At 66.6% G+C, this 22,674-nt stretch carries 21 protein-coding genes; 13 read left to right on the top strand and 8 right to left on the bottom strand.

Annotation, left to right across the window (positions count from 1 at the left end; translation table 11 throughout):
* The first annotated feature begins 7 nt into the window (after positions 1–7).
* Both ACWDTS_RS04220 and ACWDTS_RS04215 read left to right on the top strand, forming a co-directional pair.
* Positions 8–328: a 2Fe-2S iron-sulfur cluster-binding protein gene (locus tag ACWDTS_RS04220; protein ID WP_248672911.1), complete on the top strand. Its 321-nt coding sequence runs from the start codon at positions 8–10 to the stop codon at positions 326–328.
* The gene (locus tag ACWDTS_RS04215; protein WP_248672912.1) at positions 315–1,598 is read left to right on the top strand and encodes an NAD(P)/FAD-dependent oxidoreductase; all 1,284 of its coding nucleotides are present in this window, start codon (positions 315–317) and stop codon (positions 1,596–1,598) included. Before ACWDTS_RS04220 ends, ACWDTS_RS04215 begins: the two co-directional genes overlap by 14 nt.
* A 94-nt stretch (positions 1,599–1,692) precedes the next feature.
* Here ACWDTS_RS04215 and ACWDTS_RS04210 read toward each other — a convergent pair whose 3' ends face one another.
* The 6 genes from ACWDTS_RS04210 to ACWDTS_RS04185 form a co-directional block, all read right to left on the bottom strand.
* Positions 1,693–2,592 carry an alpha/beta hydrolase gene (locus ACWDTS_RS04210; RefSeq protein WP_450117709.1) on the bottom strand — a complete coding sequence of 300 codons (900 nt, stop codon included), beginning with the start codon at positions 2,590–2,592 and terminating at the stop codon, positions 1,693–1,695.
* Between the two features lie 136 nt (positions 2,593–2,728).
* On the bottom strand, positions 2,729–3,436 hold the full coding sequence (locus ACWDTS_RS04205; RefSeq protein ID WP_374068761.1) for a GntR family transcriptional regulator: 708 nt from the start codon (positions 3,434–3,436) through the stop codon (positions 2,729–2,731).
* Positions 3,437–3,478: 42 nt separating this feature from the next.
* Positions 3,479–4,708 carry a CaiB/BaiF CoA transferase family protein gene (locus ACWDTS_RS04200; RefSeq protein WP_450110820.1) on the bottom strand — a complete coding sequence of 410 codons (1,230 nt, stop codon included), beginning with the start codon at positions 4,706–4,708 and terminating at the stop codon, positions 3,479–3,481.
* Positions 4,709–4,764: 56 nt separating this feature from the next.
* Positions 4,765–5,865 carry an acyl-CoA dehydrogenase family protein gene (locus ACWDTS_RS04195; protein WP_450117640.1) on the bottom strand — a complete coding sequence of 367 codons (1,101 nt, stop codon included), beginning with the start codon at positions 5,863–5,865 and terminating at the stop codon, positions 4,765–4,767.
* Positions 5,862–7,019, bottom strand: coding sequence for an acyl-CoA dehydrogenase family protein (locus ACWDTS_RS04190; protein ID WP_450117639.1), 1,158 nt, complete (start codon positions 7,017–7,019; stop codon positions 5,862–5,864). The genes ACWDTS_RS04195 and ACWDTS_RS04190 overlap by 4 nt, the downstream gene beginning before the upstream one ends.
* Positions 7,016–7,831, bottom strand: coding sequence for an enoyl-CoA hydratase-related protein (locus ACWDTS_RS04185; protein ID WP_450117638.1), 816 nt, complete (start codon positions 7,829–7,831; stop codon positions 7,016–7,018). Before ACWDTS_RS04185 ends, ACWDTS_RS04190 begins: the two co-directional genes overlap by 4 nt.
* 123 nt (positions 7,832–7,954) lie before the next feature.
* Between ACWDTS_RS04185 and ACWDTS_RS04180 the strand changes: the two genes are divergently transcribed.
* Positions 7,955–8,713 carry an SDR family NAD(P)-dependent oxidoreductase gene (locus tag ACWDTS_RS04180; RefSeq protein WP_197254767.1) on the top strand — a complete coding sequence of 253 codons (759 nt, stop codon included), beginning with the start codon at positions 7,955–7,957 and terminating at the stop codon, positions 8,711–8,713.
* A complete protein-coding gene (locus tag ACWDTS_RS04175; protein WP_450117637.1) occupies positions 8,710–9,129 on the top strand; it encodes a VOC family protein in 420 nt (139 codons plus the stop codon). The genes ACWDTS_RS04180 and ACWDTS_RS04175 overlap by 4 nt, the downstream gene beginning before the upstream one ends.
* A 355-nt stretch (positions 9,130–9,484) precedes the next feature.
* Here ACWDTS_RS04175 and ACWDTS_RS04170 read toward each other — a convergent pair whose 3' ends face one another.
* A complete protein-coding gene (locus ACWDTS_RS04170; RefSeq protein WP_450117636.1) occupies positions 9,485–10,264 on the bottom strand; it encodes an IclR family transcriptional regulator in 780 nt (259 codons plus the stop codon).
* 319 nt (positions 10,265–10,583) lie between these two features.
* Here ACWDTS_RS04170 and ACWDTS_RS04165 point away from each other — a divergent pair, with 319 nt between their 5' ends.
* From ACWDTS_RS04165 to ACWDTS_RS04130, 8 genes are all read left to right on the top strand, one after another.
* Positions 10,584–11,732: a Rieske 2Fe-2S domain-containing protein gene (locus tag ACWDTS_RS04165; protein WP_450117708.1), complete on the top strand. Its 1,149-nt coding sequence runs from the start codon at positions 10,584–10,586 to the stop codon at positions 11,730–11,732.
* A gap of 51 nt (positions 11,733–11,783) precedes the next feature.
* Positions 11,784–12,968: an acyl-CoA dehydrogenase family protein gene (locus ACWDTS_RS04160; RefSeq protein WP_197254770.1), complete on the top strand. Its 1,185-nt coding sequence runs from the start codon at positions 11,784–11,786 to the stop codon at positions 12,966–12,968.
* 31 nt (positions 12,969–12,999) lie between these two features.
* The gene (locus ACWDTS_RS04155; protein ID WP_248672919.1) at positions 13,000–13,911 is read left to right on the top strand and encodes a VOC family protein; all 912 of its coding nucleotides are present in this window, start codon (positions 13,000–13,002) and stop codon (positions 13,909–13,911) included.
* Between the two features lie 67 nt (positions 13,912–13,978).
* The gene (locus ACWDTS_RS04150) at positions 13,979–15,595 is read left to right on the top strand and encodes a flavin-containing monooxygenase (RefSeq protein ID WP_197254773.1); all 1,617 of its coding nucleotides are present in this window, start codon (positions 13,979–13,981) and stop codon (positions 15,593–15,595) included.
* 36 nt (positions 15,596–15,631) lie between these two features.
* Positions 15,632–17,611 (top strand): flavin-containing monooxygenase, encoded by a 1,980-nt coding sequence (locus tag ACWDTS_RS04145; protein ID WP_450117635.1) that lies wholly within the window; start codon positions 15,632–15,634, stop codon positions 17,609–17,611.
* Positions 17,608–17,868 (top strand): hypothetical protein, encoded by a 261-nt coding sequence (locus ACWDTS_RS04140; protein WP_450110791.1) that lies wholly within the window; start codon positions 17,608–17,610, stop codon positions 17,866–17,868. The genes ACWDTS_RS04145 and ACWDTS_RS04140 overlap by 4 nt, the downstream gene beginning before the upstream one ends.
* A gap of 126 nt (positions 17,869–17,994) precedes the next feature.
* Entirely contained in the window at positions 17,995–18,843 is an 849-nt protein-coding gene (locus tag ACWDTS_RS04135) for an SDR family oxidoreductase (RefSeq protein ID WP_197254777.1), read from the top strand.
* A 71-nt stretch (positions 18,844–18,914) separates the two neighbouring features.
* A complete protein-coding gene (locus ACWDTS_RS04130; protein WP_307846419.1) occupies positions 18,915–20,837 on the top strand; it encodes a HAMP domain-containing sensor histidine kinase in 1,923 nt (640 codons plus the stop codon).
* Between the two features lie 82 nt (positions 20,838–20,919).
* On the opposite strand, the gene ACWDTS_RS04125 is transcribed toward ACWDTS_RS04130, so the two are convergent.
* Positions 20,920–21,405, bottom strand: coding sequence for a nuclear transport factor 2 family protein (locus ACWDTS_RS04125; RefSeq protein ID WP_197254781.1), 486 nt, complete (start codon positions 21,403–21,405; stop codon positions 20,920–20,922).
* Positions 21,406–21,595: 190 nt separating this feature from the next.
* Here ACWDTS_RS04125 and ACWDTS_RS04120 point away from each other — a divergent pair, with 190 nt between their 5' ends.
* Positions 21,596–22,615, top strand: a complete 1,020-nt coding sequence (locus tag ACWDTS_RS04120; RefSeq protein ID WP_450110792.1) for an alpha/beta hydrolase — start codon at positions 21,596–21,598, stop codon at positions 22,613–22,615.
* The last annotated feature ends 59 nt before the right edge of the window (positions 22,616–22,674 follow it).

Raw genomic sequence — 22,674 nt, 5'->3', positions numbered from 1 at the left:
CCTCGACATGCCGAAGGTCTTCTATACCCAACCCGACGGCTCGGAGCGTGTGATCGACGCAGCTGCAGGTGATTCCGTCATGTCGACGGCTGTGACCAACGGTGTGACGGGCATCGTGGGTCAGTGCGGTGGCACGCTCTCGTGCGCGACCTGCCACGTCTACCTCGCCGAGGACGACCTGAAGTACTTCGATCCTCCGACGGAGGACGAGGACGACATGCTGGACTGCACGGCGAGCGATCGCGAGGACACCTCGCGGTTGTCGTGTCAGCTGATCCTCCGCGAGGGTGTCGACGTCCACGTGACGGTGCCCGATGAGCAGGCGTGACGACAACGGTCGGGGCACCGGCGACCCGCCACTCGGCGTGGCGGTCGTCGGCGCCTCGCACGCGGCTGTGCACCTCGCCGACCGGTTGCGCGCCGGCGGTTACACGGGCCCGCTGACCCTGATCGGCGGCGAGCCTCACCTGCCGTATCAACGGCCACCGTTGTCGAAGGCGTGGCTGAAGGGCGACGGATCGGCCACCTCGCTGGTGCTACGGGCCGAGAACCACTACGCGGACAACGGGATCGAGCTCCTGTCTGGCACCGTTGCGGAGAGGGCGGATCGGGACGGCGACGGCGTGACCCTGCAATTGCGCCGCGCCGACGGGTCCCGGGAGACACGCAGCTTCGACCGTCTGGTCCTCGCCACCGGCGCCCGCGCGCGCCGGTTGGAGATACCCGGTTCCGACCACCGTGACGTATTGGTCCTTCGCGAGCTCGACGACGCTCGGCGGCTGGCGGAGCGGATCGGCTGTGGACCGGTCGTGGTGATCGGCGGAGGCTTCATCGGTCTCGAGGTCGCGGCGACCCTCCGCGGCCTCGGCGCGGAGGTCACCGTGGTCGAGGCCGGACCTCGCCCGATGGGGCGGGCAGTCGGTTCGGGGACAGCCGAGTTCCTGCTCGCCGCTCACGCGGAGATGGGTGTCGACATCGTCCTCGCTGCGGAACCGACGGAGATCGTCGTCGCCGGCGACCGCATCCGGGGTGTGCGGCTCGCCGACGGTCGTGAAATTCCTGCTGCGACCGTGCTGGTCGGTGTCGGGGCGGAGCCGCGTACCGAGCTGGCGGAACAATTGGGGCTCGAGTGCGACCGCGGTGTCATCGTTGACGAACGGTGTCTGGCATCGGACGGTCGCACGCTCGCGATCGGTGACTGCACGGTCCAGGTGTCCCGCAGCGGTGGCAGGGTCAGGCTCGAATCGGTCGACAACGCGATCGAGCAGGCGAATGCGGCCGCGGCGACGATACTCGGCGACGACGTTCCCCAGCGGCCGGCACCGTGGTTCTGGTCCGATCAGGGATCGTGGAAGCTCCAGATCGTCGGGCTCGTCGACGAGAACGCCGACGTCGTGATCCGCAGCGACATCGGCAAACCCCAGCGACGCGTCACACTGTATTTCGCGGAGGACGCGCTGATCGCCGCGGAATGTGTCAATGCACCAGCAGATTTCGTGGCGGTGCGGTCGGCACTCGCGCGGGGGGTCCGCCCCTCACGGGACGAACTCGCGGACAACGGTGTTGCCCTGAAGAAGCTGCTTGCGGCTCTCGGCTAGGCAGGTGACACCGCGCAATCGGGGGAGGGGGGCAAAAGATGAGGCGGTGCGACCCGCAACCGGGTCGCACCGCCTCATCCGTTTGCGTCGACCCTCAGCGGTGGACCGCGAATCGTGCAGCCACCAGGGCGCCCACCTCGGCCATGGCCGCCCGCGCCCGCGCGACCGTCGCGGTCTGCATCGCGAAACCGTGCCCCACGCCGGGATACCGCAGCTGCGCCGTCGGCACACCGGCGTCGCGGAGGCGGTTTCCGTAGTCTTCGACGCCGTCGCGCAGTGGGTCGGCGTGTCCGACCGCGATGATCGCCGGCGGTAGCCCGGCCAGCGACGAAGCGAGTGCGGGTGTCCCGTACTCGTCGTCGGTGGCCGGATCGTCGCCGAGATAGAGGTCCTTCATCCAATCGATGTCCGCCGCAGTCAGGAACGGGCTGTCACCGAATTCCCGCATGGACGGCCGATCGCAGCGGCGCTCCAGACCTGGGTAGAACAAGACCTGCTGAGCGATCGCCGGGCCGCCTTCGTTGCGCGCGCGCAGTGCTGTCGCCGCGGCCAGGCCACCTCCGGCGCTGTCCCCGCCGACGCCGATGCGGCCGGCGTCGACCCCGAGGACGGACGCCTGTTCATGGAACCAACACAGTGCCGCGTACGCCTCGTCGTGGGCGACGGGGTACGCGTACTCGGGGGCAAGCCTGTAGTCGACGTTGGCGATCACCGCGCCGGTGGCTTCCGCGACGTCCCGGGCCAGGCGGTCGAAGGAATCCAGCGAGCCCATGATCATGCCACCGCCGTGGAACCACAGCAGTGCGGGTGCGTCGGCTGCGGGCGCGGCCACGGGACGGTAGACGCGGACCGCCACCGTCCCGTGGGGGCCTTCGAATCCCGTGTCGGCGATCGAGCGCATTTCCGGACCTGCGGGACGGACGATCGACTCGAGGTTGCGTCTCGCACCCTCGACTCCGATCTCTCGCATGGGCCGTGCGCCGGAGGCGGCCATGCGCTGCACGATCGCGTCGACATCGTCGTCCCAGACGGAGATGTACCGGCCGGTGGGTTCGGTGACAGACAAGTCGTGTTCTCCTCGGTGGGCCGGGATTCGCCCGGCGGGTGGGGAACGTGACGGATGGCCTGCGTCAGGACTCGGTGCGGGTCGTGTTGCGCAACAACATCCCGGTGCCGGCCTCTCCGCCACGTCGGTGCTCGTTCATCAGTGCGATCAGGCGCTCGTTGTCGTGGTCGGCGAGCGCGTCGATCATGGCTTCGTGTTCGGTCACGACCCGTCGGCGCACTTCGGCGTCGAAGAGGTAGGCCGCGTGATACGGCATGGCCAGGCGCCACAGTCTGCGGATCTCGGCCACCACCAGACCCAACGGTGATCGGTCGAACATTGCGAAGTGGAAATCCTGGTTCGCCAGTCGCATTTCCAGGAGGTCATTGCGGTCGGCCGCGGCGGCGACGCGGTCGCCGAGGCCACGGACCTCGGCGAGTGCCGCGTCGTCGAAGGCTGGGAGGGAAGCCAGCACCTCGCGCTCCAGGGCGTGCCGCATCAGGTAGATCTGGTCGAACTCCGACTGCTCGAGCCTCACGACGGCATAGCCGACGTTCCTGCGGTGCTCGACGAGGCCCTGCGAGGCGAGTTCGCGCAGTCCCTCCCGGATCGGGAGGCGACTGACACCGAGCCGTTCGGCCATCATTTCCTGCCGGATGGGCTGACCGGGGAGCAGGTCGCCGGTGATGATCATGCGTTCGATCTCGGTGGCCACCCAGTCGGCGCCGCGAACGGACGCGCCTCCGCGCGAGCCGGTGGCATCCCCATCGGCCGCTGTAGCGTGTCGGCTCACCTCGGTCCCTCCTCGCGCCACTGTCGGACCGGTGGCTGTCGGTCATGCCCTGTCGAGCGCACCGTCGCTTCTCAGGGCGTCGACGTCGTCCACGCCGTACCCCATCGCACCGAGGATCGCCTCGGTGTCGGCTCCGCGCGGTACGGCTCGGCGCGGGGTTCGCGTCGAGCTGCGGCCGAGTTTGATCGGTACGCCCAGGCCACGATAGTCGACCGTGTCGAGGAACAATCCGCGGTGAACGGTTTGCGGGGCGGTGAGCGCCTGGTCCACCGTGTTGACCGGGCTGGCGGCGACACCGGCGCGTTCGAGTTCGGCAGCGAGGTCGTCGCGGTTCCACCGGACGATCCGTTCGGCGAGCAGGGCGGAGAGTTCGTCGCGATGCCGGGAACGTGCGCCGTTGGAGAGGAAGCGCGGGTCGTCGGCGAGTTCCGGGACGCCGAGCACCGCGACCAACGAGCGGAACTGCCGGTCGTTGGCGGCGCTGACGAAGAAGTCGCCGTCGCGGGCCGCGAACACCTGGTACGGCACGACCGTGGGGTGATAGTCGCCCGTGCGCTGCGGCACCTTCCCGCTGGAGACCCAGTTGGAGGCGTGCGGGTGCAGGAGAGAGATCACCGAGTCGAGAAGCGTGATGTCGACGAGTTGTCCGCGGCCGCTGCGTTCGCGTTCGGTCAGGGCGAGCAGGATGCCGCTGACGGCCATGTGCGAGGCGACGATGTCGACGACGGGGACGCCGACACGCAGCGGGTTACCGTCCGGGTAGCCGTTGACGCTCATCAACCCGCCGAAGGACTGCAGCACCGCGTCGTATCCGGGCAGACCTGCCATCGGCCCGTCGACGCCGAACCCGGTGATCCGGCAGTACACCAGTCGCGGGTTGGTCTCGGTCAGCACGGTCTCGTAGTCGAAGCCCCACCGGGCCATGGTGCCGGCCTTGAAGTTCTCGATCACCACGTCGGCACCGTCCAGCAGGTGGCGCAGCACGTCGCGACCGGCGGTGGTGCGCAGGTCGAGGCAGATGTTCTCCTTGCTGTGGTTGAGCCCGGCGTAGTACGCGCTGCTCTGTCCGCCCTCGTCGAAAGGCGGTCCCCAGCCCCGTGTTTCGTCGCCGGTGGGTGCTTCCACCTTGATGACTTCCGCGCCGTGGTCGGCCAGTGTCTGGGCTGTGTACGGGCCGGCCAGGACCCGGCTGAGGTCGAGAACCCGTAGACCGGCCAGGACGCCGATCCCCGTGTTCTGCTCCGCTGCACGCCATGCAGCGCGGCCGTCGATGACGGGGCTGTCAGCAGCGGTCGGTTGTGCGGTTCCGCCCGCCGGTGGGGAAATACTCACTGCCGGCTCCTGTTCGTGGTCCTCGGTGACTCGTCGTGCGCCGATCGGGTTCCGACGACGACATCCCAGACGTCCGCGCCGTCGTCGAGGATGCGGCTCGCCAGGGCATCGGCCCAGAACCCTTCCGAGCCGTGGCGGTCGCGCCAGCTCCACAGAGACGTGGTGAACCGGCCGAGCGGGTGTTCGGACGTGGTTCCGATGGCGCCGTGGATCTGGTGGCCCGCGGAAGCGACAGGCTGGGCCGACATCGCCGTCACCACCTTCGCGGCGGCCGTCGCCACGTACGGGTCCTCGGGGGTGTCGTCGGCCGCGGTCGCCGTGTCCACCGCGATCTCCATCATGGTGGTCAGAGCAGCGAGCTGTGCCAGTCGTTGCTGAACCGCCTGGAACTTTGCGAGGGGCCTGCCGAACTGGATGCGTTCGGAGGCATAGCGCAGCGTGTGGTCGTGTACGGCGGCGGCCGCCGCGGCCGTGGCGGCCGCATAGGCGAGCGCGCCCCGCCGGACGAACTCGTCGAGCGAGACCGGGGCAGCACCGTGGAACAGGACGGGCGTGTCCTCGAAGGTGACGTCCCCGATCGAGACGCCGATCGGATCCACTTCGGCTGTGACGGTGACGCCGGGTCCGGACATCGCCACTATCGCGACGGCCGATCCTTCGGCGCCGGGTTCGGGCGGGAGCAGCACGACGAGCGTGTCCGCGTCCCCGGCGTAGGCGACGTCGGTGACCGTGCCGTTCAGAACGGTGGCGCCGTCGAGGGAACGGACCGAGCACGAATGTCCCACTGCGGCAGACGCGGTTGCCGCGGTCGGTGTGTGACCCGCCGATGCGGCGAGCCAGTGGGCCAGGACCGTGTGTTCGATCAACGGGGTCAGCGCGCCGCGTCGCGCTGCGACCGCCACGATCGCGAGCACGTCGGCGAGTGTCGCCCCGTCGCCGCCCGCGGTTTCGGGGATACCGATGGTGGTGAAGCCGGCGGCACCGAGCTGTGCCCAGATCGCGCTGTCCATGCCCCGAGCGGGGGTCTGCAGATCGACGCCGATGCGATCGATCATCGACGTGGTGGCCGAGATCAGCTCGGCGGTGAACTCGCTCATCGAACCCCCAGACCGCGGGCGACGATCCCGCGCAGGATCTCGTTGGTGCCACCTCGAAGGGTGAACACCGGTGTGTGCAGGACACTTTGGGCCAGCATGCGGGCGAGTGGATCTGCACCGCCGCGGCGTGCTCCGACACGGCCGGACGATCGCACGGCCTCGACGAGGTCGCCTTCGAACGTCGAGCCGAGGTCCTTGACCATCGCTGCGAGTACGTCGGGCTTGCGTCCCGCGGTGAGTTCGGCGGCGACTCGCAGCGACATTCGCCGCAGGGCCCAAGCACGCGCCGTCAGTATGCCCAGGGTCTCCCTCTGGCCGGGCGTCGCGCCGGCCTCGGCGAGGTGCGCGGACCATGCGCGCAGGAGCGGCATCGTGCTGAGGTAGCGCTCGGGTCCCGAGCGTTCGAACGCGAGCTCGCTCATCACCTGGGTCCAGCCGTTGCCACGGACCCCGAGCAGTGCGGACGCGGGCACGCGCGCGTCGTGGAAGACGACCTCGTTGAAATGCTGCTGCCCGTCGATGCTTCGGAGTGGACGGATCTCGATGTCGGGGTGGGGGAGATCGACGATGAACTGGGACAAGCCGTTCTGCCGGTCGGCGGGTTGTCCGTCGGTGCGGGCGAGCACCACCATCGCGTGCGCGAGATGCGCGCCGGTGGTCCACACCTTGGTTCCGCTGATCGTCCACGAATCACCGTTGTCGACAGCGCGCGTGCGGACCGCTGCCAGGTCCGAGCCCGCGTCCGGTTCGCTCATACCGATCGCGAAGAACGTGGTGCCGGCGGAGATTCCGGGAAGATAGCGCTGCTTCTGTTCCTCGGAACCGTTCGCGAGGATGCTCGGGGCCATCTGCCGGTCGGCGATCCAGTGCGCCGCGACCGGGGCACCGTGAGCGAGCATCTCCTCGTTGACGACGAAGCGTTCGAGGGGGCTGCGTCCGCGTCCGCCGTATCGGGTGGGCACCGTCAGGCCGAGCCAGCCTCGCTCGGCCACGCGGCGGCTGAAACCGGGGTCGAACCCGGTCATCCAGCTGTCGACGTCCGGAACGTAACTGCCGCGGGCGAGTTCGTCGGCGAGGAAGCCGCGCACGTCGGCGCGCAGGTCCTCGAGTCGGGTATCCGTGGGATCGGGATGTTCGGTACGCACAGCGGTCATGAGCGATTCGGTCCTCGGGACGACCACGCGGCGTTGCCTTTCCGCGACATCGACCACATCTGCACGCCGCGCTCGATTTCGAGTGCAGACGCCCAGCCGACGGCCGGGGGACCGAGTTCCAGACGTGCGCTGGTCATGATGCGGCGGGTCAATTCGGGATCGGCAGCGGCTGTTCTCACCAGCTCGTCGACCGTTCGGGGAATGTCCTCGACCGCGACCGCGGTGTAGGCCAGACCCCGGGCGACGGCTTCGGTCCCCGTCAACGTTCGGCCGCAGGCGGCAAGAGCGATGGCTCCCGACCAGCCGAGGGCCCGCCCGAGCAGGGAGATGTGCCCGCCACCGGGGTGGATCCCGCGGGCGGAGAAGCCGCTGTCGAGCACGGTGTCCGGGGTGACCACCATGATGTCGGCGGCCATCGCGAGATTCAGTCCGGCACCGACTGCGCCGCCGACCACGACCGCGATGGTCGGCACAGGAAGCGAACCGACGCGCACGAATGCGCCGTAGACGGCGGAAGTGCGGCGAACCGACTCGGGGGCAGCCGGATCGGAGGACGACGACGCAAGGTCGCGGGTGTCGGCGCCGCTGCAGAAGTAGCTGCCGTTGGCCTCGATCACGGCGACGCCGATCGTCGGGTCGGATTCGACGCGGTCGCAGAAGGCGACGATCTCTGCGGCCATCTCGAGGGTGATCGCGTTCTTGCGACGGGGATTGTTGAGGGTGAGGCGGGCGACGCCGTCGGCGAAAGAAGTGAGAACGGGCGGTTCCGTCGGGCCTGCACCCAGGTCCGCATCGGGAGAAGTCTGGGTCATGCGGCGACGGTAGCAGATTGAATCCACTTTTTGGATCCAATTTTGATTGACAAAAACTGCCGGGCTGCTGTGCACTGGCTGCACCACAAGTCGCCGCGCAGGCGGCGGCGGGAAGGAGTACCTGTGTTCAGCTTGGCGGGACGCATCGCGCTGGTCAGTGGTGGCGGACAGAGCGTCGGTGAAGGAATCGCGAAAGTGCTGGCGCGACAAGGCGCCGCGGTCATCGTCAACGATCTGCACGCGGAGCGCGCCGAAAAGGTCGCGGCTGCAATCGTGGAAGAGGGCAACGTGGCCGTCGCCTCGGCGTTCGACGTCACAGACTTCGACGCCACCCTGGAGCACGTGCGCGCCGCGGAAGCGGAACTGGGTGGGCACGTCGACATCGTCGTCAACAACGCTGGTGTCGCCGAAGGTCGCGTGATCAAACCGTTCCGGGAGCTGTCGCCCGAAGAATGGCGGGCGCCGATCGACCTGAACATCTTCGGGTCCATGAACTGCATCAAGGTCGCCCTCGACGGAATGTGCGACGCCGGCTGGGGGCGGGTCGTACAGATCTCGTCGGGATCCGCGCGGACGGGCCAGGACATCAACCAGACGATGTACGCGACCGGCAAGAGCGGCATCGAAGGCTTCATTCGTCATCTCGCCGCCGAGACCGGCAAGTACGGTGTGACCGCCAATATCGTGGCGCTCGGCCACCAGAAGAACCTCGAGGACAAGATGAGCCCCGAGATGATCGAGCAGATCCTGCGGACCATCCCGATCGGCCGTCTGGGCGACCCGATCGAGGTCGGGGCGTTCTGCGCCTATCTCGCATCCGACGAGGCCGGTGGTATCACCGGACAGACGTTGGACTTCAACGGAGGGTCGCAGACGCGGTGACGCCGGACGCGAGCCCACAGACGACGATGTCGCTCACCGCGCTGCGGGTGGCCGATCTCGATCGCGCCGTCGAATTCTACATTCGGGGTTGCGGATTCGTGCACGACAAGGATCTCACCACCCCGGCGTTCCGTGCCGCGATCGTCCGGGCCGGTGTCGCCGGACTCGAACTGGTGCTTCCGACGGACGGGGGCGCGGACGCCGCGCCCGACCACGGCAACATGCTCGTCAAGATCGTCGTCAACACCACCGACACCGAAGCGCAGATGGCCGACGCCTGTGCGCACGGCGGTACCGAGGTGACCCCGGCGACCGGACTCGAGGCGTACGGCATGGTGATCGGATCCGTCCGCGATCCGGACGGCTATCTCGTCGAGTTCGTACAACGCGCGGTCTCCGAGCCTTCCGACCGTTGAGCGGGAGAGCCACTCGCTCCGAGGCACAGGCGCCGTCAGGGTCCGTGACGGAATTCCACGGACCCTGACGGAACGCGCGGTAAATACTGCTGCGAGACAACAAGTTCGACGTTGAATCAGTCGGTTCGGGGTGGTCACCCTGTGCGGTGCCCTCGCCGCAACAGCCCGCGGAACGTCGGTGTCCGCCTGAGATCGGAGAACGTCCATCGGCCGCGGTGTCTGCAGGGGACACCGCGGCCGACGTGTTCGGTGACAGCGAGGTTCGACGAACCGGCTCAGTGTGCGACGAACCGGCTCAGTGTGCGACGAACCGGCTCAGTGTGCGACGAACCGGCTCAGTGTGCGACGAACCGGCTCAGTGGGCCACGAGGTCCGCGGCCACGCAGCGCTGCCAGATTTCTCCCGCGACCATGCGCAGGGGAGCGACCATCTTCTGATGGTCGAACGTGCCCACGGGCGCGCAGACGGACAGCGCCGCCAGGTTGCCGTACATATGATCCGGCGGGCCGATCGACACCCCGACGCACGCGATGCCAGGGAACGCCTCACCCCGGTCGAACGCGGCGCCACGGTCTCGGACCAGGGCCATCTCCTCCTCGAAGCGGCTCGAGGCGGAAGGGATGCCGTGCTTGCCCTCGGTGGCGCCGTGGAGCCCACGGGCCGACGATGTCCCGGAGACCGCAGAGAAGGCCATGACGACCTTGCCGAGCGCGGTGAGGTGCGCCGGCACCCGCTGTCCGACAGCAGTCGGGGTGGAACCCGATGCGCGCCCGTTGATCTTGGTCAGGTAGACGGTGTCCCCGCGGTCGACGACGCCGAGCTGAATCGTGATCCCGGTGCGCTGCGCGAATGCGTGCATGACGGGACGCGCGTGCTGGAGGAGCCGGTTCTGATTGAGCGCGGCCTGCCCCATCTCGTAGGCCTTGACACCCAATTCGTAGGTCTGCTCGGGCGAGCGGGCAAGCCATCCGGCATTGGCGAGTTGTTCGAGCAGGCGGTGCGCCGACGACCTGGGTAATCCGGTACGTGCCGTGACCTTGGCCAATGTCATCGGGCCCGCGCTGAGGGCATCGAGGACCAGTGACACCCGGTCCACCACGGAAACCGGAACTCCATCGGTGCGTGACGTACTCAACCCATCCTCCTGACACCCGAACTCGGTGTGATGCCCATCACGGTACCTGCGGTGTGCTTCGGACATCAATGCACTCGAGACCGTTCTCCCGACGCGCGCCGCGTCGGGGGGCCGGCGTGTACGAATCCACGCCGTCGTCCCGGCGGAGATGCCGCCGGAACTGCCCTCCCGTTGTACGGGAGACCCGCGTCACAGAGCAAGCCCCGCTTGCCAAGCTGACCACATACCACGGGCGAGTTGTCGCGATCAGCCGATCAGGAGGCGAGGCACAGTGAGTTCCACCGATTCCGAGGATCAGATTCGCATCATCGACACCGGCATGCCACCGGCACGGTATGCGCGCGGCTGGCACTGCCTTGGGCTGGTGCGCGACTTCGCCGACGGTGAACCGCATCAGGTGGACGCATTCGGGACCTCCCTCGTCGTGTTCGCAGGCGAGGACGGGCAGCTCAATGTCCTCGACGCGTACTGCCGGCACATGGGCGGCAACCTGGCTCAGGGTACCGTCAAGGGCAACTCGATCGCATGCCCGTTCCACGACTGGCGCTGGCGCGGTGACGGAAGATGTTCCGGAATCCCCTACGCGCGCAGGGTTCCTCCTCTCGCCCGGACGCGTGCGTGGACTACGGCGGTGGTCAGTGGCCAGCTCTTCGTGTGGCACGACCCCGAAGGGGCCCAGCCGTCCGGTGAAGTGGCGATCCCCGCGATCCCCACCTACGGCGATCCCGGCTGGACGGACTGGGTGTGGAACTCGATCGAGGTCACCGGTTCGCACTGCCGCGAGATCGTGGACAACATCGTCGACATGGCGCACTTCTTCTACGTGCACTACGGGATGCCCACATACTTCCGCAACGTGTTCGAGGGACACACGGCGACACAGGTGATGCGCTCGCGGCCGCGGGCCGATGCCGTCGGGGTGAGTCAGTCCACCAACTACAGTGTCGAGAGCCGATCGGATGCAACGTATTACGGTCCGTCCTACATGATCGACAAGCTGTGGAGCGGCGGCCGGGATCCCGAATCCGAGCCGAACATCTACTTGATCAACTGCCACTACCCGATAACGCCGACGTCGTTCCGCCTGCAGTACGGGGTGATGGTGGAGAAGCCCGCCGGAGTCCCGGACGAGCAGGCCGAGCAGATCGCTCAGGCGGTCGCGAAGGGCGTCGCGATCGGTTTCGAGCAGGACGTGCACATCTGGAAGAACAAGTCCCGCATCGACAATCCGTTGCTGTGCGAGGAGGACGGTCCCGTCTACCAGTTGCGCCGCTGGTACGAGCAGTTCTACGTCGATGCCGCCGATGTCCGACCGGAGATGATCAACCGGTTCGAATACGAGATCGACACGGAACGTGCCCTCGCGAGCTGGCAGGCCGAGGTGGAAGAGAACCTCGCAGCCGGGCGCAGTGCCTTCGCGCCGAACCTGACGGCAACCCGTGCGGCATCCGGGGCGGCCGGATCCTAGCGCGCGTCCCCCACTCGACGATTTCATCCGATTCCTCACAGGAGTACGACCATGAGCTACGAAGTGCTCGACAACATCGTCGCGATCGCGGACGACCTGCGTGCCGCCGCCGACGAATCCGACGCACTCGGCCGGCTGACCGATGACATGGCCAAGAGCCTCAAGCGAGCCGGGATCATCCGGCTGCTGCAGCGCAAGAAGTACGACGGCTACGAGGCGCACCCGCGAGAGTTCGCCGAGACCGTCATGAAGACGGCGAGCATCTACGGTTCTGCGGGTTGGGTCGGAGGCATCGTCGGCGTCCATCCCTGGCAGCTGGCGTTCGCCGACCCCAAGGTTCAAGAGGAGGTGCTCGGCTGGAACTCGGACACCTGGCAGGCGTCGCCGTACATGCCGGGCGGTATTGCGATCCCGGTCGAGGGTGGATACCGCATGACCGGACGGTGGCAGTTCTCGTCGGGAACCGACCACTGCGACTGGATCTTCCTCGGCGCGATGGTCGGCGGGCAGGACGGAGCTCCGATCATGCCGCCCAGTGGATTGCACGTGATCCTGCCGCGATCCGACTACGAAATCGTCGACGACTCGTGGGATGTGATCGGACTGCGTGGAACGGGCAGCAAGGACATCGTCGTGAAGGATGCCTTCATCCCGGACTATCGGGTGATGAAGTCGCAGGACGTGATCGACGGAACCGCGGCCAAGGAGTACGGAGTCACCGAGACCCTGTACCGGATGCCGTGGTCGACGATGTTCCCCCTCGGCATCACCTCCGCCACGATCGGCATCTGCGAAGGTGTCCTGGCCGCCGGAATCGCGTACCAGCGTGAACGGGTCGGCGCCGCCGGAACGGCGATCAAGGACGACCCGTACGTCCTCCATGCGCTGGGAGAGGCAGCCGCGGAGCTGGACGCGGCGCGGCAGCAGTTGCTCGCGAACGTCGACCGTATCTGGGATCTGGTCGACGCGGGTAAGGAAGTCGACTTCGAGACTCGGGCCTCCTCCCGGCGCAATCAGGTGCGCTCGGCATGGCGAGCGGTCCGTGCGGCCGACGAAGTCTTCGACCGCACGGGCGGCAACGCGCTACGCGTCGACAACCCTCTGCAGCGGTTCTGGCGGGACGCGCATGCCGGCCTGCACCACGCCATCCACGTGACCAGCACGACCTACCACGCCTCGGCCATGGCCTCGTTGGGTATCGACGTCCCGAACGGCCCTCTGCGCGTGATGATCTGACGCTGTTTCCGGTGAACAGGAAGGGAACACTGTGACCGAGATCAAGGGCCTGGGATATGTGCGCGTGCTGGCCACCGACATGGATCGCTGGCGCGAGCTGGGATTCGACGTACTCGGATTCGCACCGGGTAGCGGTGTCGAAGAGGACGCGCTGCACTTCCGGATGGACGAGCGACCGTCCCGGATCACCGTAGAACGCAGCGATGTCGATCGCGTCAGCGCAGTGGGCTGGGAGGTCCGGGACGGCGCGTCTCTGCGCCGGCTCGCTGAGCGGCTCGACAGTGCCGGCTGCGAGTACAGCGAGATGCCGTTCGAGATGTGCGAGGCACGTCGCGTCGAAGGTGGGATCCTCATGAAGGATCCGGGCGGTACTCCGTTGGAGTTCTTCTTCGGCCCGGCGCTCGATCACAGCCCGGTGATCACCCGCTACGGCCAGAAGTTCGTCACCGGAGTGCAGGGGCTGGGGCACGTGGTGATGCCCACAACGATGTTCGACGCGTCGTTCCGCTTCTATACCGAGGTACTGGAGTTCCTGCCGCGCGGCGCATTCCGCATGCCCTCCCCGCCCGGCACTCCACCTCAGCGGATCCGTTTCCTCGGCGTCAACCAGCGGCACCACAGTCTTGCCATCATGCCGAGCCTCGAGGGACGAGACCCCGGGCTGATCCACGTCATGGTGGAGGTGGATTCCCTCGACGCGGTGGGGCGTGCCCTCGATCAGGTCGAGGCGCACGAGTTCCCGGTCTCGTCGACGCTCGGCAGGCACACCAACGACAAGATGATCTCGTTCTACGTCCGGGTACCCGGCGGATGGGACATCGAGTACGGCACCGGCGGAAAACTCGTCGACGAGACCTACTACACGGCGGAAGAGATCACCGCGGACAGCTATTGGGGCCACGAGTGGATGTGGGCCCGGCAGGCGGAGGCCGCGAGCGCATGACCCCGTCGACCGATTCGCAACTGGGTGAGCCCGGACCCACGGACTCCCGGACAAGGATGTGACCAGAATGGACATGCAGAGAACAGATTTCGATGCAGTTGTCGTCGGAGCCGGCATCTCGGGACTGTACGCGGTGCACAAGCTTCGTGCACGGGGAATGACCGTGCGCGGCTTCGAATCCGCGGCAGGCGTGGGGGGTACGTGGTTCCACAATCGCTATCCCGGAGCGCGGTGCGACGTGGAGAGCGTCGACTACTCCTACTCGTTCGACGAGGAGCTCCAGCAGGAGTGGACCTGGACGGAACGGTTCGCCACCCAGGCGGAGATCCTCGCCTACCTCGAGCACGTGGCAGACCGATACGACCTCCGCTCTGCATACGAGTTCCTCACCCGGGTCACCTCCACCGTGTACGACGAGGAGACGGCGCGATGGACGGTCACCACGGACACGGGTCACTCGGTGACTGCGAGGTTCTGCGTCATGGCCACCGGTGTGCTGTCGGCGACCAACCGCCCCGACATCCCGGGCCGGGACTCGTTCACCGGTGAGTCCTACCACACCGGCGAATGGCCGCACAGCCCGGTCGATTTCGCCGGCAAGCGAGTCGGGGTGATCGGAACCGGATCGTCGGGAATGCAGTCCATCCCGCTGATCGCCCAGGAAGCGGCACACGTCTTCGTGTACCAGCGCAGCCCGAACTATTCGATTCCCGCCGGAAACCGGCCGTTGACCGCCGAGCAGATCGAGGCAGTCAAGGCCACCTACCCGGAGCGTCGCCGGCTCGCGCGTCTGAGCGGAGGCGGAACCCCCTTCACGCCGTACCCGAAGGGGGCGATGGAAGTCGACGAGGCCGAGCGCCGACGGGTGTACGACGAGTGGTGGCAGCGCGGTGGATACCTGTTCGCGAAGGCATTTCCCGATCAGACCGTGAATCCGGCTTCGAACGACACCGCACGCGAATACGTCGAGGCGAAGATTCGCGAGATGGTGAACGATCCGGAGATCGCGGACCAGCTCATTCCCACCGACCATCCCATCGGGACCAAGAGAATCGTCACGGACAGCGGGTATTTCGAGACCTACAACCGGGACAACGTGACCCTGGTCAATCTGCGACGCACTCCGATCGTCGAGGTTACCGAGACGGGCGTGCGAACGAGCGAGGAACACCACGAGCTGGACATGCTCGTGTTCGCGACCGGCTTCGATGCGATGACCGGTGCGCTGTCGCGGATCGACATTCGCGGGCGCGGCGGCCGCGCTCTGCGTGACGAGTGGGCAGCGGGGCCGCGTACCTACCTGGGACTCGCGTCCCACGGCTTCCCCAACATGTTCTTCATGGTCGGTCCGGGCAGCCCGAGCGTGCTGGCCAACATGGTGCTGATGGCGGAACAGCAGGTGGACTGGATTTCCGACTGCCTCGATCACCTCGACGAACACAATGCACGGTCGATCGAGGCCGGCGAACAGGCCGTCGACGAGTGGGTCGCCGAATGCAACGAGAAGGCCGCGGGCACTCTGTTCCCGACCGCGAACTCGTGGTACATGGGTGCCAACATTCCCGGCAAGCCGCGAGTCTTCATGCCATACATCGGCGGTTTCGCCAACTACTGCAACATCTGTGCCGAGGTCGCGGCCGCGGGCTACAAGGGATTCGACATCGTCGGATCGGAGAAAGCCTGAGATGACTACGGCACATCCATCGACGAGGGGACAATCATGACCGAGACGGTGCCCGTCGACTCCGGTGCGGACGTCGACGCCCAGAGCCGCGAATCACAGTTGCGCGCAGCGATCGACGTATGTGATCCGGCGCCGCTGCTCATGTCGCTCGTACACGTAACCGGTGATACCGGCCTCCTCGACGAATTCGGGTCCCGGCTGACGATCGGCGAACCCGGCAATCACTACCGCACCGGCACTCGCCCGACCGCTCCACCCGGGCAGTACCCGGCCGAGGTCGTCGCCGACATCCGGACCCGTGCGCACGAACTGCTCACCGTCGAAATGATCGATCGCCTCGGTGTTCCCGATCGCGAGACATTTCTCCGCATGGCGACGATCGCGACGTCGGAGCGCGTCGACGACGAATTCGTCCCGATCCTGCTCGAGCAGGCCGGCTTCGTCCTGGGGGAGCGCCGCGTGCCGGTGACGGTCACGCCGCCCTCCGACTTCTCCGTCATCGTCATCGGTGCCGGGATCGTCGGAATCAACGCCGCGATCAAACTGCAGGACGCCGGCTTCACGTACCGCGTCTTCGAGGCACGGCACGAGATCGGCGGAACCTGGTCGCGCAACACGTATCCGGGCGCTGCCGTCGACACGCCCAGCCACTACTACTCGTACTCCTTCGAGCTGAACCCCGGCTGGTCGAAGTACTACCCCTCGGGCGCCGAGTACCAGCAGTATCTGAAGGGTGTCGTCGACACCTACGGGATCGCCGAGAATATCTCGTTCCGGACCCGGGTGCTGTCCGCACGTTGGCTCGACGACCGGCACGTGTGGGAGGTGACCACCGAGTCCCCCGACGGATCCCGTGAGGTGCACCGCGCGAACGCGGTCGTGACCGCGCTGGGCATGCTCAATTCACCGAACATCCCCGATGTCGAGGGCCTGGATTCGTTCGGCGGCACGGTCGTCCACACCGCCGACTGGGACGAGGGTCTCGACCTGACCGGCAAGCGGGTCGTGGTCCTGGGCACCGGATGCACTTCCGTGCAGGTGGTCGCCGACATCGTCGATCGGGTGAAGACGCTCGACGTCGTAGTCCGCTCACCGCACTGGATCGTGCCGGAGAAGGCCGTCGTGAACGACGTTCCGGAGGAGGAGAAGTGGGCCCTCGCCCACATTCCCCGTTACCACGAGTGGTTCCGGCTGCGTTCGTACTGGTTCGCGTCCGACAATCTGTACACACTGCCGCGAATCGATCCCGAATGGGCGCAGACCCATTTCTCGGCCTCGCCGGCCAACGAGATGGTGCTCAACACGGCTCGGAACTATTTGCAGGACAGCTTCCCGGACCGCCCGGACCTGATCGAGAAGCTGACCCCGGACTTCCGTCCGTACGGTAAGCGGATCGTCAAGGACCCCGGGTTCTTCAAGGCACTCACCCGGGATCATGTGACATTGCATCGAGCATCGTTCGAGCGCGTGACACCGGACGGCGTCATCACAACCGAGGGCCGGTTCGTGCCCGCCGACGTCGTCATCCTGGCGACCGGATTCGCACTGGAGTTCACCACGTCGATCGAGATCACCGGGCGCGACGGTCGCACCCTCGCCGACCGGTGGAAGGGCGGTGACGATCCGCGTGCCTACCTCGGTATCCAGGTCTCCGGATTCCCGAACCTGTTCGTCACGGCAGGGCCCAACTCTGCGCCGAATCACGGTGCGGGACACAATATCCTGAGCGAAGAACACGTCCACTACATCATCGAGTGCCTGCAGTACCTCCTCGAGAACGGGCACGACGCGATGGACGTGCGTCAGGACGCACTCGACGACTACAACCGCAAAGTGGACGAAGCGCTCGACAAGACTGTGTGGGTGCATCCCGGCGCGGAGATCAACGGCTACTACCGCAACAGCCAGGGACGGGCGGTGGTGCCGTGTCCGTGGCGCCTGGTCGACTACTGGACCATGCTGAGAGAACCGAACCCGGACGTTCTGGAATTCATCGACCCGGTGGTTCCGGGATGACGATGCAGCCGCTGAACTGCGAGACGTGCGGGCGTGGTGTGCTCGTCGAGAAGTTCAGCGCCGCGCACACCTCGATCCAGTGGACCTCAGAGGCATCGGAATGTCCGATGATCGGGGACGCAGCGCAATCGCTCGGTGACCAGCGGCGCGGCTGCAGTGCGCTGCGTCGCTCCATCGACCGTGCGGTGGAGCGTCACGAACTGAGCGAATCACGGATCGATCTGCCGGCCGGATCGGATCTGCCGCGGCTGCATTGATCAGCAGTAGCACGGCTCGCTGCGGAATCCCGCAGCGAGCCGTGCTGTCCGATCGGCGTCAGGCCGGAATGTCGAGTATCGGCCACCCTGGGACGGTGGCCCTTCGAGCGCGCAAAGGGCGGTGCTGTGGGTATCTATGCGGTGACAGGATCGGCGTCGGGAATGGGCCGTGCGGTTGCGGATCGGCTCCGGTCCGCCGGGCACACCGTCATCGGTGTCGACATCCAGGAAGCCGACGTCGTCGCCGATCTGTCGACCGTCGGCGGACGGCAGAAGGCGGTGCGGGGGGTGCTCGCGGCCGCTGGCGATCGGCTGGACGGTGCCGTGCTTGCCGCCGGTCTCGGTCCGGCGCCCGGGCCGGAGCGTCCGAGGCTGATCGCAGAGGTCAACTATTTCGGTGTCGTCGATCTCCTGGAGGGGTGGCGAGACGCGCTCGCGTCGACCGGTAACGCCAAGGTCGTCGTCTTCTCCTCCAATTCGACGACCACCACCCCGGCCGTGCCCCGCCGCACGATCAAGGCCTTCCTCGACGGCGACTCGGAGCGTGCGGTGCGTTCGGTCCGGATCTTCGGACGAGGAGCTCCGGGAATCATCTACGCAGGATCGAAGATCGCCGTCAGCCGATGGTTGCGACGCGCCGCTGTACGGCCCGAGTGGGTGGGTGCCGGAATTCGGCTCAACGCTCTCGCGCCCGGCGCGATCATGACGCCGTTGCTGGAGAAGCAGCTCGCCACACCGTCCGAGGCCAAGGTCATCCGTTCCTTCCCGGTGCCCGTCGGCCGATTCGGCGACGCCGGGCAGCTCGGCGACTGGGTGGTGTTCATGCTGTCCGAAGCTGCCGAATTCCTCTGCGGAAGTGTCGTCTTCGTAGACGGCGGCTCCGACGCGTACTTCCGGCCCGACGACTGGCCTCGGTCCGTCCCGGTCGGTCGCATCGTTTCCTACCTGCGCAGGTTCCGCGCATTCGGCCGGTAGTCACCGGCCTCTCCGGAATACACACGGGAAAGGAAGGGAACCGACCCATGGGGCGATTCGGGCGCAGATCCGTGAAGCTCGCAAACTGGCGCTTGTCGTACAAGCTGACTGCGATTCTCGTAGTTCCCCTGCTCGCGGCTGTCGCTCTCGGCGCGCTACGGATCTCCACGCAGCTGGATGAGGCCCGCCGCTTCGAATCACTCTCCGAACAGCTCGCTACTATTCCTGCGCTGTTCAACTTTTCCTATGACGTTGTCACCGTGACGACTGCGGCGAGCCTCGGCATGCCGGCCATCATTCGGCCGGAACAGTTCAGGCAATCCACCGCGGACGTCCGGGCACTCGCCACTGCCGGAATCCTGGAGCCTCGAATCGTCGAGGGCCTTGCCCGCCTGATCCAAGACGGGCAAACACTCCACGACACCACGCACACCGGGGGTACGTCGGCCGAGGAACTCGATCGGCGCACGATCGACTTTCTGATCCGCTGCGAGGCGACTTTTCGTGAGTTGCTCGATCTGGCCGAGGGCACAGAGGTGCTGACCGACGGTGCCAACATGCTCAATGCCTGGAAAGCGCAACGGACGATGCTCGACCAGGCGAACGCACTCGGCTTGTTCGCCGTCGATCCCGAGACAGCACGGCTCACTGCTCAGAACGCCATGCACATCGAGGAGGCCACTCTCGGGCTGCTGCGCGGAAGTTCGCTCGATCAAGGCCGACTCGACGGCTTGCTCGAGAATCTTGCCGTCCGCTGGGCGCTGGTTGCCGATTTCGATCCTCCACGGGATTCGGGGACGGAGTTGAGCAACGCGATGTTGGCGGCTTTCCCTCCGTACCAGGAGATGAACAGCAAGGCGCACACGCAGATCACCGAGACGCTGGACCGGCTCACCGCCGACGCGCGGACCGCCGCGACGCGCGACAGTATCCTCGTCACCGCGATCCTCGTGATCGCCCTCGGCGTTGCCCTTCTCGTGGCGCGCGCTCTGTCCGTTCCGATCCGGCGACTTCGCGAGGGCACCCTCGCCGCCGCCCACCACGAACTGCCCGCCGCAATCGCCGCAGTCAATGACGGAATCGACATCACCACCGTCGAACTCACTCCCATCGAGGTGCACACCGACGAGGAAGTCGGCGAACTCGCCCGCGCCGTCGACACCGTGAACTCCGAAGCCCTCCGTCTCGCCGGCGAACAGGCACACCTGCGCCGACAGATTTCGACGATGCTCGAGACTCTCGCTCGCCGCAACAAGACCCTCGTAGAACAGCAACTGTCGCTCATCGACTCCCTCGAATACGAAGAGAAGGACCCCACCCGACTCCGGAGCCTGTTCTCCCTCGACCACCTCGCCACGCGAATGCGCCGCACCGGCGACTCGCTCCTGGTCCTGTCCGGCACCCGGCCCCGTACCCGCACCGCGGCCACCCCGCTGGGCGACGTTCTCCGGGCCTCCGTGTCCCAGGTCGAGAACTACGACCGTGTGCGGATCGGAAGAACACCTCACGGTTACCTCGTCGGCACCGCCGTCACGGACGTCGTGCACCTGCTCGCCGAACTCGTCGACAATGCGCTGCGGGCCTCGCCGCCGAACAGCACCGTCACGTTCGAATTCTCACCGGCCTTCGGTGGAGGACTGCTACTCGAAATTGCAGACTGTGGCATCGGTGCACCAGCCGAAATCCTCGGCGAGATCAACACACGTCTCGCTGCCGGCGACAGCGCCGAAATTCATGCACCCCGGCAGATGGGCTTGTTCGTGGTCGGCCGTCTCGCCGCCCGAAACGGCATCAGCGTCCGGCTGCGGCCCACGTTCGAGTCGGAGACCAATGCCGGCATCACTGCGGCCGTCTACTTCCCGGCCACGCTCCTCGCCGAGGTCCATCACGCGGAGCCCGAGCAGATGAAGGAGCGTCCCCGTCGCCTGTGCCGGTTCGACGATTCCGCCCGGCGCGATGACGACCCCATCGCGTGGGCTCCCTTCCAAGGGTGAGTTCTCCCGGCACGGACGAGCGGTCGGGGGCCGCGCGGCCGCTCGTCCGTGAACTGCTCGATTTCGTGGTCGGAACGGAAGATCAGCCCTGTGATGTTGGCTCCCTGCACTCGTAGAATCGTGGAGTCGTGTCCACGCGGAGTCGGGTCAGTGCGCGCCGGCTGATCAGCCACCTGCCGTTCTCCAGGCGGTATTCCTCATGATAGTGACCGTATCCGTGGAGGTGCTCCTCCTGATCCCCGTTCGTCCACCACAGTTTGTCCTCCATCGCCCAGATGCCCCGGGCTGTCGTGTCGGAGGTCAGCTCGATTTCGGGTGTGTGGCCGTGATGCACGGACGTGATCGGGACGCGGCCGTCCAGGACGCGCTTGATGGATGCGGTCACGGCGTCGGCGCCTACGACATCGTGGTCGCCGAACGTCGAACTCACGACGTCGTCCGTGTGGAGAGTCGGATAGACGTGCCATTCCTTGTTGTCCATGCACCGTAGCCGCGCCGCGAAGGTGCGCTTGATCTGCTCGATGGCCAGACACTGCTCGGCTGCGCTGAGAGTCGGTTCGATTGTCATGGTGGCACTGTCGGTCGTGGACTCCGGAGAATGCAACGGCTGATTCCGCTGAGCGGGTGAGTAGATCCACCACCGTCGGCACCGCGCCGATCGGTCTCCGGTACGACTGCCACGCTTCGTATTTCGGCGGATCTCCCGTAGAACGGGAGACGGTGGTGTGCGAGTGTGTCCGGCCTCATAGCGTGAGCGGATGACGACTGGGGGATTCACTTCCGATCAGAAGGAGAAAGGCGTGCGCCGATCCGATCTGCACCCCGATGTCGAGGCGATGCTCTCCACCTTGGAGGCAGGATTCCCCGACGTAACGCAGTATTCCGCTGCCGAGCTGCGGCAGATCATCGTTTCGCGGCGAGCGCCGCTGACGCGGACCCCGGATATGCGGATGGCGCGGGACGTGGTGATCGACGGGCCGGGCGGTGATCTGTCTCTGCGCGTGTACGTCCCGCACAGCGACGGGACGGTGCCGCGCCCCGTGATCGTCTTCGCGCACGGCGGCGGATTCGTCTTCTGTGACCTCGACAGCCACGACGAGTTCTGCCGATCGATGGCGGCGGCAGTAGATGCAGTCGTGGTTTCGGTGGATTACCGGTTGGCCCCGGAGAATCCGGCACCTGCGGCGATGGAAGACGTGTACGCGGCGGTGTGCTGGACGGTGGAGAACGCTGACTCCTACGGGGGTGATCCGGCACGGGTCGCGGTTGCCGGAGACAGCGCCGGTGGAAATCTCTCGGCAGCCGTCTCGGTGGCGGCACGGGAGCGTGGCGGCCCGTCGATCGCGGCGCAGATCCTGCTGTATCCCGTGATCGGGGACGATTTCGAGACGGAGTCGTACCGGAAGTACGGCGTCGGCTACTACAACACAACAAAGGCGATGCGCTGGTACTGGGAGCAGTACGCGCCGAACGGCCGCGACAGCGCCCTCGTCGTCCCCTCTCGCGCCTCGACGTTGGCGGGGCTGCCCCCCGCGCTGGTGGCCACCGCGGAACTGGACCCGCCGTGCTCGGAGGGCGAAGCCTATGCGGAGAGACTCGCCGCGGACGGGGTGCCCGTCATCGCGCACCGCTTCGACGGGTTGTTCCACGGATTCCTCACGTTCCCGCAGCTGTCGCTGACCGGGCCTGCGCGGGAAGAGTTGTGGCAGTTGATCAGCCGGATTCTCGACCCTGCCGTGCGAGGAGCAGGCTCCGCGAGCCGAGCAGGCACCTCCTGACAGGACACGACCACGACAACTCGGGATGCAATGCCCGGACAACCAGGCATACGGGGATA

The sequence above is a fragment of the Rhodococcus sp. NPDC003383 genome, assembly GCF_053589115.1.
The sequence above is the reverse complement of the archived record's forward strand: the minus strand, read 5'-3'. Positions and strand labels throughout refer to the sequence as shown.

What these genes read in the sequence shown, in the direction of transcription:
- ACWDTS_RS04220 (WP_248672911.1), top strand. Translation starts at nt 8, where the DNA reads ATGCCGAAGGTCTTCTATACCCAACCCGACGGCTCGGAGCGTGTGATC.
- ACWDTS_RS04215 (WP_248672912.1), top strand. Translation starts at nt 315, where the DNA reads ATGAGCAGGCGTGACGACAACGGTCGGGGCACCGGCGACCCGCCACTC.
- ACWDTS_RS04210 (WP_450117709.1), bottom strand. Translation starts at nt 2,592, where the DNA reads ATGGCCGCCTCCGGCGCACGGCCCATGCGAGAGATCGGAGTCGAGGGT.
- ACWDTS_RS04195 (WP_450117640.1), bottom strand. Translation starts at nt 5,865, where the DNA reads ATGAGCGAGTTCACCGCCGAGCTGATCTCGGCCACCACGTCGATGATC.
- ACWDTS_RS04190 (WP_450117639.1), bottom strand. Translation starts at nt 7,019, where the DNA reads ATGACCGCTGTGCGTACCGAACATCCCGATCCCACGGATACCCGACTC.
- ACWDTS_RS04185 (WP_450117638.1), bottom strand. Translation starts at nt 7,831, where the DNA reads ATGACCCAGACTTCTCCCGATGCGGACCTGGGTGCAGGCCCGACGGAA.
- ACWDTS_RS04165 (WP_450117708.1), top strand. Translation starts at nt 10,584, where the DNA reads ATGCCACCGGCACGGTATGCGCGCGGCTGGCACTGCCTTGGGCTGGTG.
- ACWDTS_RS04160 (WP_197254770.1), top strand. Translation starts at nt 11,784, where the DNA reads ATGAGCTACGAAGTGCTCGACAACATCGTCGCGATCGCGGACGACCTG.
- ACWDTS_RS04150 (WP_197254773.1), top strand. Translation starts at nt 13,979, where the DNA reads ATGGACATGCAGAGAACAGATTTCGATGCAGTTGTCGTCGGAGCCGGC.
- ACWDTS_RS04145 (WP_450117635.1), top strand. Translation starts at nt 15,632, where the DNA reads ATGACCGAGACGGTGCCCGTCGACTCCGGTGCGGACGTCGACGCCCAG.
- ACWDTS_RS04140 (WP_450110791.1), top strand. Translation starts at nt 17,608, where the DNA reads ATGACGATGCAGCCGCTGAACTGCGAGACGTGCGGGCGTGGTGTGCTC.
- ACWDTS_RS04125 (WP_197254781.1), bottom strand. Translation starts at nt 21,405, where the DNA reads ATGACAATCGAACCGACTCTCAGCGCAGCCGAGCAGTGTCTGGCCATC.
- ACWDTS_RS04120 (WP_450110792.1), top strand. Translation starts at nt 21,596, where the DNA reads ATGACGACTGGGGGATTCACTTCCGATCAGAAGGAGAAAGGCGTGCGC.